At 63.5% G+C, this 13,537-nt stretch carries 11 protein-coding genes and 1 tRNA gene; 7 read left to right on the forward strand and 5 right to left on the reverse strand.

What is annotated here, in order from left to right:
* The first annotated feature begins 109 nt into the window (after positions 1-109).
* From B0G82_RS11500 to B0G82_RS11510, 3 genes are all read left to right on the forward strand, one after another.
* Positions 110-1,174: a glycosyltransferase family 4 protein gene (locus B0G82_RS11500; RefSeq protein WP_121307434.1), complete on the forward strand. Its 1,065-nt coding sequence runs from the start codon at positions 110-112 to the stop codon at positions 1,172-1,174.
* Between the two features lie 235 nt (positions 1,175-1,409).
* Positions 1,410-2,270: a hypothetical protein gene (locus B0G82_RS11505; protein WP_121308661.1), complete on the forward strand. Its 861-nt coding sequence runs from the start codon at positions 1,410-1,412 to the stop codon at positions 2,268-2,270.
* Between the two features lie 151 nt (positions 2,271-2,421).
* Positions 2,422-2,886, forward strand: a complete 465-nt coding sequence (locus tag B0G82_RS11510) for a DUF2214 family protein (protein ID WP_121307435.1) — start codon at positions 2,422-2,424, stop codon at positions 2,884-2,886.
* Positions 2,887-3,071: 185 nt separating this feature from the next.
* Here B0G82_RS11510 and B0G82_RS11515 read toward each other — a convergent pair whose 3' ends face one another.
* The 5 genes from B0G82_RS11515 to B0G82_RS11535 form a co-directional block, all read right to left on the reverse strand.
* Positions 3,072-4,952 (reverse strand): ABC transporter ATP-binding protein, encoded by a 1,881-nt coding sequence (locus B0G82_RS11515; protein ID WP_121307436.1) that lies wholly within the window; start codon positions 4,950-4,952, stop codon positions 3,072-3,074.
* A gap of 497 nt (positions 4,953-5,449) precedes the next feature.
* Positions 5,450-5,524: transfer RNA gene (locus B0G82_RS11520), tRNA-Val, on the reverse strand.
* Between the two features lie 48 nt (positions 5,525-5,572).
* Positions 5,573-6,307, reverse strand: coding sequence for a DNA polymerase III subunit epsilon (gene dnaQ / locus B0G82_RS11525; RefSeq protein ID WP_121307437.1), 735 nt, complete (start codon positions 6,305-6,307; stop codon positions 5,573-5,575).
* An 85-nt stretch (positions 6,308-6,392) separates the two neighbouring features.
* Positions 6,393-6,839 carry a ribonuclease HI gene (rnhA, locus tag B0G82_RS11530; RefSeq protein WP_106283734.1) on the reverse strand — a complete coding sequence of 149 codons (447 nt, stop codon included), beginning with the start codon at positions 6,837-6,839 and terminating at the stop codon, positions 6,393-6,395.
* Positions 6,836-7,699, reverse strand: coding sequence for a class I SAM-dependent methyltransferase (locus B0G82_RS11535; RefSeq protein ID WP_121307438.1), 864 nt, complete (start codon positions 7,697-7,699; stop codon positions 6,836-6,838). Before B0G82_RS11535 ends, rnhA begins: the two co-directional genes overlap by 4 nt.
* Positions 7,700-7,718: 19 nt before the next feature.
* Between B0G82_RS11535 and gloB the strand changes: the two genes are divergently transcribed.
* The 4 genes from gloB (at position 7,719) to carA (ending at position 13,464) form a co-directional block, all read left to right on the forward strand.
* Positions 7,719-8,510 carry a hydroxyacylglutathione hydrolase gene (gloB, locus tag B0G82_RS11540; RefSeq protein WP_106283732.1) on the forward strand — a complete coding sequence of 264 codons (792 nt, stop codon included), beginning with the start codon at positions 7,719-7,721 and terminating at the stop codon, positions 8,508-8,510.
* Positions 8,511-8,666: 156 nt separating this feature from the next.
* On the forward strand, positions 8,667-10,361 hold the full coding sequence (locus B0G82_RS11545) for a transglycosylase SLT domain-containing protein (protein WP_121307439.1): 1,695 nt from the start codon (positions 8,667-8,669) through the stop codon (positions 10,359-10,361).
* Between the two features lie 211 nt (positions 10,362-10,572).
* Positions 10,573-11,814, forward strand: coding sequence for an MFS transporter (locus B0G82_RS11550; protein WP_106283828.1), 1,242 nt, complete (start codon positions 10,573-10,575; stop codon positions 11,812-11,814).
* Between the two features lie 495 nt (positions 11,815-12,309).
* On the forward strand, positions 12,310-13,464 hold the full coding sequence (carA, locus tag B0G82_RS11555; protein WP_121307440.1) for a glutamine-hydrolyzing carbamoyl-phosphate synthase small subunit: 1,155 nt from the start codon (positions 12,310-12,312) through the stop codon (positions 13,462-13,464).
* Positions 13,465-13,537 lie beyond the last annotated feature (73 nt).

Here is a 13,537-nt window from a genome sequence, read left to right on the forward strand (position 1 = left end):
AAGAATCAGGCCCGCGCCGGCAAGTCCGGCCAGACTGCCCTGGCGAGCAAGCGAGTCGCTTTTATCAAACGCAGCACCTTTGCCTGATTTTTTACGAGGAGTTTTTCATATGCGAATCGCTCAAATCGCTCCGTTGCACGAGGCGGTTCCTCCCAAGCTGTATGGCGGTACGGAACGCGTGGTGTCTTATCTGACTGAAGCTTTGGTCGAGCAGGGCCACGACGTCACGCTCTTTGCGAGCGGCGATTCGGTAACCTCGGCAAAACTCGAAGCTTTCTGGCCGCAGGCGCTGCGCCTCGACCCGACCATCCGCGACGTCATGGCGCCGCACATGCTGCTGCTCGAAGAAGTGCGCCGCCGCGCGGACGAATTCGACGTGCTGCATTTCCACATCGACTACTACCCGTTCTCGCTGTTCGCCCGTCAGCCGGTGCCGTTCCTGACCACGCTCCACGGCCGTCTCGATCTGCCGGAACTGCAACCCATTTTCAATACGTTCAGCGACGTGCCGGTGGTGTCGATTTCGGACAACCAGCGCATTCCGCTGCCACAGGCGAACTGGCTGCAAACCGTCTATCACGGTCTGCCGGAAAACGTGCTCACGCCGATCCCCGACGTCGAGCCGGGCTACCTCGCCTTCCTCGGCCGCGTCTCGCCGGAGAAGGGCCTCGACCGCGCGATCCGCATCGCCGGCCAGGCAGGCATGAAGCTCAAGGTCGCCGCCAAGATCGACAAGGCCGACCGCGCCTATTACGAAGAAGTGATCAAGCCGCTGATGGCGCTCCCGCACGTCGAGTACATCGGCGAAATCGGCGAAGCTGAAAAGCGTGAGTTCCTCGGCAACGCGCATGCACTGGTGTTCCCGATCGACTGGCCGGAGCCCTTCGGTCTGGTCATGATCGAAGCGATGGCGTGCGGTACGCCGGCAATCGCGTTCAACCGCGGTTCGGTGCCGGAAGTGATCGAAAACGGCGTGTCGGGCTTCGTCGTGGAAGACGAAATCAGCGCGGTCGCCGCAGTCAAGCGTCTGCACACGCTGTCGCGCGCCGGTGTGCGCAAGGCGTTTGAGTCGCGCTTCTCGTCGAAGGTCATGGCGAAGAACTACGTCGCGACTTACGAAGAACTGCTGCGTCAGAAGCACCGCACGGTGCTGCGCGAAGTCAACGCCAGCTAATGTGCGTCAGGTAAAGTCGTAACGGTTCGAGAAGCGCTCACGCGTTTCGATGACCGCCAGCAACGCCCCGTGCGCCATTCGCGCACGGGGCGTTGTTGCAAGCGCGCCGCGTTTTTTTCTTTCAACCGACGAAAGTGCGGGTTTCGGCCCGTAAGAATGAGCCGCTGTCCGTAATATCCCTATAATGGCCGTGCCGCAAATTTGGCTGCGGCGCCGCCGACGACAGGAGGATGCCTTGGCGAGAACGAAAGAGACGCGTGCGAACGCGGCGCCCGGCGCCGGAACGATTTTCGCGCTGCGCGCCATCGGTCTCGTGATCCTCGCTCGCTGGCTATTTTCCATGGCGGATCTGGATGCGGGCGCGTCGCTGCTGGCCATGCTGTCCTCGCCGTGGGCGTGCATCAACCTTGTCTTCCTGTTTCTGCTGATCTTCCTGCCGGGCGCGCGCGCCGTGGCCGAGCGCCCGTTTCATCCGCTGCCGCAATGGCTGCGGCAGGCGCTGCGTCTGTTTGCTTTCCTCGGGTTCCTGTTTGCGGTCTGGTCGGTCGGCGCGTTTGCCGCGAGCGCCGGCTGGCGGCGTGCCGCCAATGCGGTGGCGGCCTCCAACGGCTGGTTGCTGGCCGCGCCGGCGCTGTACGCGGCCGTGCTGTGGATCTGCCGGCCGCGCGCGCTGTGGCGCACCAATATCGCCGCGCGCCGTTTCGCGATCGGCCGCTATGCGGTCGCGCTCGATCCGGCCACGCGGACGGTGATCGTGTGGGCGGAGCGTCGCAAGGTGGGGCAATACGACGCTCGCGAATTGACCGTGCGCTGGGCAGCGGGGCACGACGCACGAGCCACGCCGACGCCGACGCCCACTCCCGCCGTGGCGTTCGGCGCCATCGGCGAGCCGAATGGATCCGGCGCGTCGCTTGGTGCGGCGGCTGCGCCGTCGTTGACCCGTGGCGCCTTCGGCCGCCGTCCGAAGATCGAGTTACTGTGGGATTCGCCGGCCGCTGCGGGCCACAACCGTCAAACCGTGTTCCGCACCGCGCTGACGACCGAAGGCGATCGGGTCGCCGCCCGCGCACTTGACACATCCTTGCAGCAGGTCTGAATCTGCCGATTTGTGCAGTCGGCCACACCCCGTGGCCGAAGCAGACGTTGTAGATTGAGCCGTAGTCGATAATGAAGTCATGGCGCCCGGCGCTTCAGCGCGGGCGAGTGAGACATACAACGATCGTGTCGCGTCCTTTGCAGGAGTCGCCATGCTGGTTCGCTGGTTGCTTGCCGCCATCCATCTGCTTGCTTATGGCTTTGCACTCGCGTCGATTCTGCGGCGCACCTGGGCGTTGCGCCGTGCCACCGTGCCCGCCGCGCTGCGCTCCGTGTTCCGGGCGGATACAGGGTGGGGCATCTCGGCATTGGTGCTGATCGTCACCGGATTGATGCGCGCTTTCGGCGGTTTCGAAAAGGGCGCCGACTACTATCTCCACGAGCCGCTCTTTCATCTCAAGATGACGCTGCTCTTGATCATTCTGATCCTCGAAGTCCCGTCGATGCTCGCGCTGATGCGATGGCGCGCCGCAATCAGGAAAGGCGCCGCGCCGGATCTGCACAAGGCGCGCTCTTACGCACGCTATAGCGTGATCCAGACGATTTTGATGGTGTTGATGGTGTTTGCAGCGACCGGGATGGCGCGCGGGGTGGGGTTGCCTGCGGGCGTGGTGTAGTTCGCAGCGCCCGGCATTCGCGCGGCGCATGGACGAGGCGATTGGACGGTTCGCGCCGGTGAGCACTTACGCTTGCGCGTTAGAACCCGCACCCGCGCTCGTAAAAAACGGGCGGTTGAACGCCAACCGAAAGCGCGCCTGACTACTCGCGATTTCTAGCTGACGTCCCGCACGCCCAGTCCAATTCACTTCCCGACCAGCAAGCTGGAATCGTCGGTCCGGCTCGCGCTCTGCCGCGCGGCCCGAGTCGTGGCGAGTTCCGGTTCACCCAGACCCTTGATCAACTCCAGCGCCTGGCGCTCGAACAACCGCCGGTACAGGCCGTTCTCGAGTCTGATCAGCGCGTCGTGGCTGCCTTCCTCGATTACCTTGCCCTTATCCAGCACCAGCAGCCGGTCCAGCGCGCGCACGGTGGAAAGACGGTGCGCGACCACCAACGTGGTGCGGCCCATCATCAGCCGCTCCATGGCCTGCTGGATCAACACTTCGCTTTCGCTGTCGAGACTCGACGTCGCCTCGTCCAGAATCAGGATCGGCGCGTCGGCGAGAAACGCTCGTGCGATGGCGACGCGCTGACGTTCGCCGCCCGAGAGCTTGACGCCGCGTTCCCCGACCAGCGTGTCATAGCCATGGGGCAGCGCCTCGATGAAGCCGTGCGCGCTCGCAAGCTTCGCGGCCCGCTCGATCTCGGCGCGGCTCGCACCGGGCCGCGCATAAGCGATGTTCTCGGCGAGCGAGCGGTGAAACAGCACCGGCTCCTGCTGAACGATCGCGATCTGGCTGCGCAGCGACGCCTGCCGCACCTGGGCGATGTCCTGGCCGTCGATCGTGATCCTGCCTTCCGAAATGTCATAGAGCCGCTGGATGAGCTTGATGAACGTGGTCTTCCCCGAACCCGAATGTCCGACCAATCCGACGCGCTCGCCCGGCGCAATGCGCACGGAGAATTTGTCGTAAAGCGGCTGACCGTTCGTTCCGTAGTGGAAGGTGACGTGCTCGAACCGGATCTCGCCCTTGCCGATCGTGATCGGACCCGCGCCGGGGCGGTCCTCGATATCGAGCGGCTGCCTTTCCTGCGACACCAGTTCCTCCATGTCGTTGACCGAGCGTTGCAGGTTGCGGATGTGCATGCCCACGTCGCGCAGATAGCCTTGCAGCATGAAGAACATGGTCAGTGCGAACGTGATGTCGCCGACGCCCGCCTCACCACGCGCCCACAACAGCAGCGCCGCGCCGAGGATCGCGGTCTGGATCGCCACCAGCATGCCGCCCTGGACGCCGCCGTTGATCGTGCCGCGCATCCATGTGCGGCGCGTGCGGTGCCGCCACTTGGCGATCACGCGCGCGAGCAGCGCTTCTTCGCGCTCTTCCGCGCCGAACGCCTTGACCACGCCGTTGCAACTGACCGCGTCAGCGAGCGCGCCGCCCATGCGCGTGTCCCACGCATTCGCGAGACGTGCGGCCGGCGCGACAAAGCCCAGCGACATGGCCACCGTCACCACGATGTAGAGCACCGAGCCGATGCCGACGACGGCGCCCATCATCGGCCAGCGCCAGCCGAGCAGAACGGTCGCGCCGAGCAGCATGACGAGAGACGGCAACAGGGCGATCAGCAGCGTGTCGTTGAGCAGGTCGAGCGCCCACATGCCGCGCGTGATCTTGCGCACGGTGGAACCGGCGAAGCTGTTGGCGTGCCAGTCGGTCGAAAAGCGTTGCACGCGATGAAACGCGTTGGCCGCGATCTCGCTCATCATCTTGAGCGTGAGCCGGATGATGTTGAAATACACGCCTTGCCGCAGCAACGTGGCGCCGAGGCCGAGCGCGCCCAGCACGCAGAAGGCCGTGAGCGCGGCACGCCAGGCGACGGCGTTGCTCGCCGCGCCGGACGCGATGGCGTCCACGAGGCGTCCCGCGAACATCGGCGTGAGCACGTCGGCCAATGCCGAGAGCAGCACCAGCGCCGTGATGACGACGATGCGCCAGGGCTGCTGCGCCCAGTGGTGGAAGGTAAAGCCGAGGACGTCCTTGAAGGCTTGTCCGCGAAAGTCGAGTTTTTTTCTGGTCATTTGTCACGCCCCGTGGCGCATGAGCGCAGCGAGGTTCCAGTCAGAAGCGAAAGGGCGAGACAGTCAAAACGTGCCGGAATACATCGGCGATTGAACTGCGGACTGTCTGGGAATGCGCGGAGTGCCTGATTCAGGCGACACCACGTGAACGGCAATTCGGCGACTTAATCGGACAGATTAAGGTCGCGAAAACGCTCGCGAGACCATGCCGGGGACGGCGATACGCATTGCAAACATGTGACGCCTCCCTATGGTCGAATGAAGTGGAAAGATGGACGGGGCGAAAGCCCGAGTGCGAACTATATCAGTAGTTTCAGGCGGTCGCAAACGTACGAAGATTCGGAGTTGACGACCGGGTCCGACGTTGAGCGTTGGAATCTGCCTGGCATTCCGTACGGTTTCCGCACACAGCTCCATAAGCCAAACAAGAAATGAAAAAGGGCTCGCGCATTTCTACGTGAGCCCTTTAGTCTTCGGTGATCGACACACCAAAATTCTGGTGGGTAGTACTGGGATCGAACCAGTGACCCCTGCCGTGTGAAGGCAGTGCTCTACCGCTGAGCTAACCACCCGAAGAGAGCCGAATTATGTCAGCAATTTTCGGGCTCGTCCAGTATTTTTTAAGCGGTTTGCTCATCCGCAGCGGGCGCCGGTTCGAGGCGCCACACGCTGGTGCCCTTGACCGCCTTGTCGAGACCGTCGAGCACTGACTGATGCGCGGCGAGTTCATCGTCGCTGGCGGAAATCACGATCAGGTCGAGCGAACTGATCGCCACGCGCGGCGCATGCGAATCGCCGCCGCCGTGCGACTCGCCGAGCATGTCGATGACAAGGCTTTCCTGGCCGCGCGTCATCGCCAGATAGACTTCGGCGAGCAGTTCCGAGTCGAGCAGGGCGCCGTGCAGCGTACGGTGCGCGTTGCTGATGCCGAAGCGGTCGCACAGTGCGTCGAGCGAATTGCGCTTGCCGGGGAACATCTGCTTGGCGCGCGCCAGCGTGTCGATGATTTCGCCGCAGTAGGTTTTCACCGGCGGCAAACCCAGCAGCGCGAACTCGGCATCGAGAAAGCCGATATCGAACGGTGCGTTGTGGATGATCAGTTCCGCGTCCTGGATGAAGTCGCAAAACTGATCGGCGATCTCGGCGAACTTCGGCTTGTCGCTCAGGAACTCGGTGGTCAGTCCGTGCACGGCCAGCGCGCCCGGATCGCTATCGCGTTCCGGGTTGATATAGAAGTGCAGGTTGTTGCCCGTCAGCCGACGGTTCACCATTTCGACGCAACCGAGTTCAAGGATACGGTCGCCGGTGCGGGCATTCAGGCCCGTGGTTTCGGTATCGAGGATGAGTTGACGCATGTCGGATTAGCCTGCCTAAAGATATTTGCAGAAAAAAGGGTGCGCACGCGGCTAGCTGGCCCGGCGCGCGCTGTCGCGGCAGGAGTTACATCTGCGCGAGCGATGCGACGCCGCGATTGGCCAACTGATCGGCGCGCTCGTTTTCCGGGTGGCCGTTGTGCCCGCGCACCCAGCGCCACTCAATTTCGTGTTGCGCGACGAGCGCGTCGAGCCGCTTCCACAAATCCGCGTTCTTGACCGGTTGTTTCGCGGCGGTGATCCAGCCTTTCTTCTTCCAGCCGTGGATCCATTCGCTGATGCCTTTCTGCACGTATTGCGAGTCGGTGTGCACGACCGCTTTGCAAGGGCGTTTCAGCGCTTCGAGCGCGGCGATCACGCCCATCAACTCCATACGGTTGTTGGTGGTGTTGGCTTCGCCGCCGAACAGTTCTTTTTCCTGGTCGCCGAAGCGCAGCAGCGCGCCCCAGCCGCCGGGGCCTGGGTTGCCCTTGCAGGCGCCGTCGGTATAAATATCGATGAGATCGGAAGTCATTGAGTATGGTTGCGTGTATTCGGTGTGGCGGCGGGCGCGAGGCCCGCGGCGAGGACGGGTTTCTTCACTTTCAGCGGGCCGACGAGACGCATGCCGCGCACGCGCTTGATCGCCTTGATCATGTAAGTGGCGCCGAAAATCGGCCACCAGCGGTCGCCGGCGGCTTCCATGAAACCGTAGCGGGCGAGCCATTGCTCGCTGCCAAGCGGCGGACGATAGCAGCCGAAACGCCCGCGTTCAAGGTCGAAGCCGAGCAGCTTGATCCAGTCTTTCAGACGCGTGAAGGCGATCAGGTCGACGGCGGCCGGCACGAACGGCTGGCCGGTCATCTTGCCGACCGATTGCCGCGCGCCCCACAGCGACAGCGAATTGAAGCCGAGAATGATCAACTGGCCTTCAGGCATCAACACGCGCTCGGCTTCGCGCAACAGACGGTGCGGGTCGCTCGTGAATTCCAGCGTGTGCGGCATGACGATCAGATCGACGCTTTGCGCTTCGAACGGCAGGTCCAGCAGGTCGCACCAGACGGCGCTCCGTCCAGCCGGTGCCGGCTGGCCCACAAGTCCGCTCTGTGCGGCGCCGTTGTTCAAACCGTTGCGATCGCCATTGCCGGCACGCCCCGCGCCGCGCGGATACGTGTACGGCGCGCTCGCTCCGCTCGCGGCGTCGAGCACGAGCCCGCGGCACGGCATGCGGTTCTCGCGCAAGGCGTCGAGTTGCGGCAAGCCAAGTTGCAGCGCATGGTAACCGAACACGTCCGACACCACGCGGTCGAGTTGGGTCTGCTCCCACTCGAGTACGTATCGGCCAGGTGGCGAGTCGGTCCAGGCGGGCCAGTCTATAATCGCTCGGTCAGTCATATCAAAGAATGCGTCGCCTATGAATGCGCTCGAGTACGTACCGGTCCCGGCGTTTGATGACAATTACATCTGGGTCGTTTCCGACGGACACCACGCGGCGGTCGTCGATCCGGGTGAGGCCGCCCCCGTAAAAGCCTATCTGGCGAAACGGGGTTGGCGGCTGAGCGCTATTTTACTCACGCACCATCATCAAGACCACGTCGGCGGGGTGGCCGATCTGCTGAATGGCCAGGCCGTGCCCGTCTACGGCCCCGCTGGTGAAGCGATCGAGCATCTCACGCATCGTCTCAAAAATGGCGATCACGTGTCGATTGCCGCGCCCGCGCTCGAATTGAGCGTGCTCGACGTGCCGGGCCACACGAGCGGCCACATCGCCTATTTCCAGGCGGCCGACCCGCAAGGCACGCCGCACGTGTTTTGCGGCGACACGCTGTTCGCCTGTGGTTGCGGCCGGCTGTTCGAAGGTACGCCGAAGCAGATGCTCGCCTCGCTGGACGCGCTGGCCGCGCTGCCCGGCGCGACCGAGGTTCACTGCGCCCACGAATACACGCTGTCGAATATCCGCTTCGCGCTCGCCTGCGAGCCCGGCAACGCCGAACTGCAAGCCTGGCGGGACAAAGCGAGCGAACTGCGCGCGCGCGACGTGCCCACGCTGCCCACCACGATCGCCCATGAACGCGCCGTAAATCCGTTTTTGCGCGCCGGCGTTGCGGCGGTTCAGGCGACCTTGCAGGAGCAGTTGCACGAGAAGGTGCCGGATCGATTAACGGCCTTTACCTTGATGCGCGAATGGAAAAACCGCTTCCGTTGACCCGCCTCCAAGCAAGGCAATCCTCACGCGAAGAATCGGAAAAATTCGCCAAGCCCAAGATTTACTTGATTTTTTCGTAATTTTCCGATTGACGTAAACGTTGCCGTTTCGTACTATCGGCTGCAAATTCCAGCCCTTGTGGAAGCCGAGATTTTCATGCGATTTATCTTTAGTGCGTTGCTGGTCCTGACGCTCGCCGCCTGCGCGAGCCAGGGACCGACGACGAGCATTCCGAACACCGCAACCAACCCCGCCAGTCAGCAAGCCGTAGCAGACGCCCTTCGCAAGTCAGCCACCGCCAAAGAGACGATCAACGTCGATCAAGGCTCCGTCACTCAGTTGACGAGCGCCGACGCCGACCTTTGGGGCCGTATTCGCCGTGGTTTCCAGATGCCGGACCTGCAAACCGACCTCGTCGACATGCAGGTGAACTGGTACGCGCAGCGTCCTGATTACGTGCAGCGCATGACCGAGCGCTCGCAAAAGTACCTGTACCACATCGTCGAAGAGCTCGAGGCGCGCCATATGCCGACCGAGCTCGCGTTGCTGCCGTTCATCGAATCGGCGTATAGCCCGCAGGCGTTGTCGGTGGCGAAGGCGGCCGGCATGTGGCAGTTCATGCCGGGCACGGGCCGCACCTACAACCTCAAGCAGAACATGTGGCAGGACGAGCGCCGCGACGTGCTGGCGTCGACCAGCGCCGCGCTCGACTATCTGTCGCGTCTGCATGACATGTTCGGCGACTGGCAGTTGGCGCTCGCGGCGTACAACTGGGGCGAGGGCAACGTGCAGCGCGCGATTGCGCGCAACGAGGCGGCGGGCTTGCCCACCGACTACCTCAGCCTGCGCATGCCGAACGAGACGCGTAACTACGTGCCAAAGCTGCAGGCGGTGAAGAACATCGTGATGAACCCGCAAATGTACGGGCTCACGCTGCCGACCATTCCGAACCACCCGTATTTCGTGACCGTGACCACCTCGCACGACATCGACGTGGACATGGCCGCCAAGCTATCCAATCTGTCCATTGACGAATTCCGCTCGCTGAACCCGTCGTTCAGGAAACCGGTGATTCTCGGCGCCACGCAGCCGCAGATCCTGCTGCCATTCGACAACGCCAGCGCCTTCGAGCGCAATCTGAAGACTTACTCCGGCTCGCTTTCGTCGTGGACCACGTACACGGTCACCGAGCGCGCGACACCCGCGGCAATCGCGCAAAAGATCAGTGTCGACGCCGACACGCTGATGGAAGTGAACAAGATTCCGGTCGGCATGCGGTTGAAACCCGGCTCCACGATCGTGGTGCCGCGCGGCTCGGACGACGACGAGGACATTAGCGCCGACGTCGCCGAAAGCGCCGTGCTGGCTATGGAGCCCGACGTCCCCGATACGCGCAAGATGCTGATCCGCGTACGCCGCAATCAGTCGATGGCAGCCATCGCTGTACGTTATGGCGTATCGGTCGGGCAGTTGAAGGCATGGAACCGTACGCATCGCGACGCCGTTTCGCGCGGTCAGGTGATCGTGCTGCACGTGCCGGTCGGCAAGGCCATGCCTAGCGAGCCGGGTCCGGAACGCATCGCGACCGATGTGCAAGGCGGCGGCGTTCAGAAGATCGGCACCCGCGTCGCGGACACCCGAAGCGAATCGCGCTACGACAAAAAGAAGGGTCGTGGCCGGGCAGAGGTAGTGAGAGTTTCCGAGCCGGCAGGTAGGGTCGCCAAGCCGTCGGCGTCCAGCGCCAGCAAGGGCAAGGTGACCAAGGTGTCGGCTTCCTCGTCCAGCAAGGCGTCGAAGGCTGCGGCAGAGGGCCGCCCGAAGACCGCGGCCAGCGCGAAGAAGAGTAAGTAGACCAATAGCGGCTCACACGGTAGTGACCACACGCGCTGCGGGGCAGCGCATGAACTGCGCTCCGATCACGCACACCGCGCTTTTTCGAACGCCGTCACCTCTGGTGACGGCGTTTTTCATTCCGCAGATCGTTTCGCGCAAAGCCGGCGCTTTTCCTTTATCTTTCGTGCTTCGGTCAAACCCATTCGGCCAGCCGCCTAACTCAAAACTCATGTCGTCGACCCAGTTGCGTGTCTTCTTGCTGTTCTCCGCCGGCTATTTCGTTTCCTATGTGTTCCGCGGCGTCAATCTCGGCTTTGCGCCGTTCATTACGCATGATCTCGGTCTGTCGGCTGCGGATCTGGGCTTGCTCACGAGTCTTTATTTTCTCGGCTTTGCGGGCGCTCAGATTCCGGCCGGCGTCCTGCTCGATCACTTCGGCGCGCGGCGAGTCACGGCCGTCACGCTGCTATTTGCCGCGCTCGGCATCTGGGTGTTCGGCGCCGCTCATAGCGTCGGCGTGATGATGGTGGGGCGGCTGCTGATCGGCGTCGGCGTCTCCGTGTGTCTTGGCGCCGCGTTCAAGGCATTGGCGCAACACTTCGCCGCCGCGCGCCTGCCGCTGATGAACGGCCTCGTGATGGCGATCGGCGGCTTCGGCGGCGTGATGGTCGGCTCGCCGCTGACGTGGGCGCTGACGTTCGCCAGCTGGCGCACCGTCTGCGTCGGGCTCGGTATCTTGACAGTGCTAGTCGCGCTGGCGCAATGGACGCTCGCGCCGGACACGAAGGAATCGCATCATCAGGCGAGTCTGGGTGCCCAGTTCAAAGGCACGCTGCATATTCTGCGCAGCGCGGCGTTCTGGAAGATCGCGTCGTTCTCGGTGGTCACGCAAGGCGTCTTCTACGCGATGCAGTCGCTTTGGGTCGGTGCATGGCTGCGTGACGTGCAGGGCTTCGAGCCGCGCGAAGCCGCGGCGCTTGTTTCGATTCTCGGCTTCGCGATGATGGCCGGCTGCGTGGGCTTCGGCGCGGCGGCGCGCGGTCTCGAACGGCGCGGCATCTCGCTTTACGCGTTTTGCGGTATCGGCATGGCGCTGTACGTGGTGACCCAGTTGCTCATCATGTTCAAGGCGCCGCTGCCCGCGGGCCTGTTGTGGGCGGCGTACGGCATATTTGGCGGCACCGGCATTCTCAGCTACGCGGTCATGGCGCGGCACTTCCCGGCGCAGATGATCGGCCGCGTGAATACCACGCTGACGCTGATCATCTTCCTGCTGATTTTCGGCTTCCAGATCGGCGTCGGCGCGGTGCTGTCGCATTGGCCGGCGAGCGGCGGCCATTATCCGGCGGCCGCGCATCTGACGGCTTGGGGCATTCTCGTGGCGTTGCAGGTGGCGAGCGCGATCTGGTACGTGTTGCCGGGCCGTAAGCTGGTTCATCCAGCCGAGGTCCGCGCTGAACAGGACGCTTGAAGGAAAATCGAGCCTGCAGTCTGCCGCCGGGCACGCCCATTCGCCGGTCGTCACGGCGCTTGGCGCCGGCTGATTCGCTGGTGGTGCCCCATCTCCCGGCACTGTCCTGATTTGCGCCGGCGGAAACGCTCCAGATCACCGTCCGCGCCAGACACGACAGCGCTTTCAGCGATTTCGAGCCGCACTGCGCCATATGCCGACGCCATCTCGGATTTGGAGGGAAGGGCAGTTTCACGCTATAATTCCGAGGTTTGAGCTTATCAACCCGCACCCTAGCGCCTACCTCTCCCATACCGTTCATCCGCCGCGCGCCACCGGCGTAGCAAGCAGGGCCACGCCCCGAGCCGATCCGTCCACACAATGGACCCATCGCGCCCCTTGCAACGTCAACGGCTGTTCGCGAGCGAGTCTGCGCGCGCATCCCGGATGCGTTTCGCTGCGGCTCGCAGTCGGATAGACAGGTCGGCAACAGGGTGTTCCCCCAAGGAGTCTCCCGTGTTGCCGTCATTTTCTCCCGCTCTGCTCGCGCTCGCCGACGGCACGGTCTTTCGTGGTTACTCGATCGGCGCCCCCGGGCATACCATCGGCGAAGTCGTGTTCAACACCGCTATCACCGGCTATCAGGAAATCCTGACTGACCCGAGCTACGCGCGCCAGATCGTGACCCTCACGTATCCGCATATCGGCAACGTCGGCGTGAACGCCGAAGACGTCGAAGCTACGAAAGTCCATGCCGCCGGCCTGATCATTCGCGATCTGCCGGTTCTCGCGTCGAACTTCCGCATGGAGCGCACGCTTCCGCAATACCTCAAGGACGAAGGCGTGGTTGCCATCGCCGGTCTCGATACTCGCATGCTGACTCGCGTTCTGCGCGACAAGGGCGCGCAGAACGGCGCGATCCTCGCCGGTTCGGACGACGAAGCCAAAGCCATCGAACTCGCACGCTCGTTCCCGGGCCTCTCGGGCATGGACCTCGCGAAGGTCGTGTCGACGAAGGACACCTACGAGTGGACCCAGACCGAATGGCGTCTGGGCGAGGGCTACGGCACGCAAAAGGCGCCGAAGTACCGCGTCGTGGCGTTCGACTACGGCGTCAAGTACAACATCCTGCGCATGCTGGCCGAACGCGGTTGCCACGTCACCGTGCTGCCGGCGCAAGCCAGCGCTGCTGACGCGCTCGCTCTCAATCCGGACGGCATTTTCCTGTCGAACGGTCCTGGCGACCCCGAGCCGTGCGATTACGCAATCACGGCGACCAAGGAACTGATCGAGCGCGGCATTCCGACCTTCGGCATCTGCCTCGGCCATCAGATCATGGGTCTCGCGGTCGGCGCCAAAACCATGAAGATGAAGACCGGCCACCACGGTGCGAACCATCCGGTGAAAGATCTGGAAGACGGCCGCGTGGTGATCACGTCGCAGAACCACGGTTTCGCGGTCGATGCCGACACGCTGCCTGCCAACGCCCGCGCCACGCACGTTTCGCTGTTCGACGGCACGCTGCAGGGCTTCGCGCTGACCGACAAGCCGGCGTTCTGCTTCCAGGGTCACCCGGAAGCGTCGCCTGGTCCGCATGACATCGCCTATCTGTTCGACCGCTTCACGGCGTTGATGGACACGAAGAAGGCTGGCAAGACCGCAGCGGCATAAAGCGGCAGACAAGTCCCGGCGGCGCACGGCTCACGCCGCGCCGCGCGTGACCGGCGCATACGCGACGTACATG

The sequence above is a fragment of the Paraburkholderia sp. BL17N1 genome, from assembly GCF_003634175.1.
In the GTDB taxonomy this organism is placed as follows: Bacteria; Pseudomonadota; Gammaproteobacteria; order Burkholderiales; family Burkholderiaceae; genus Paraburkholderia.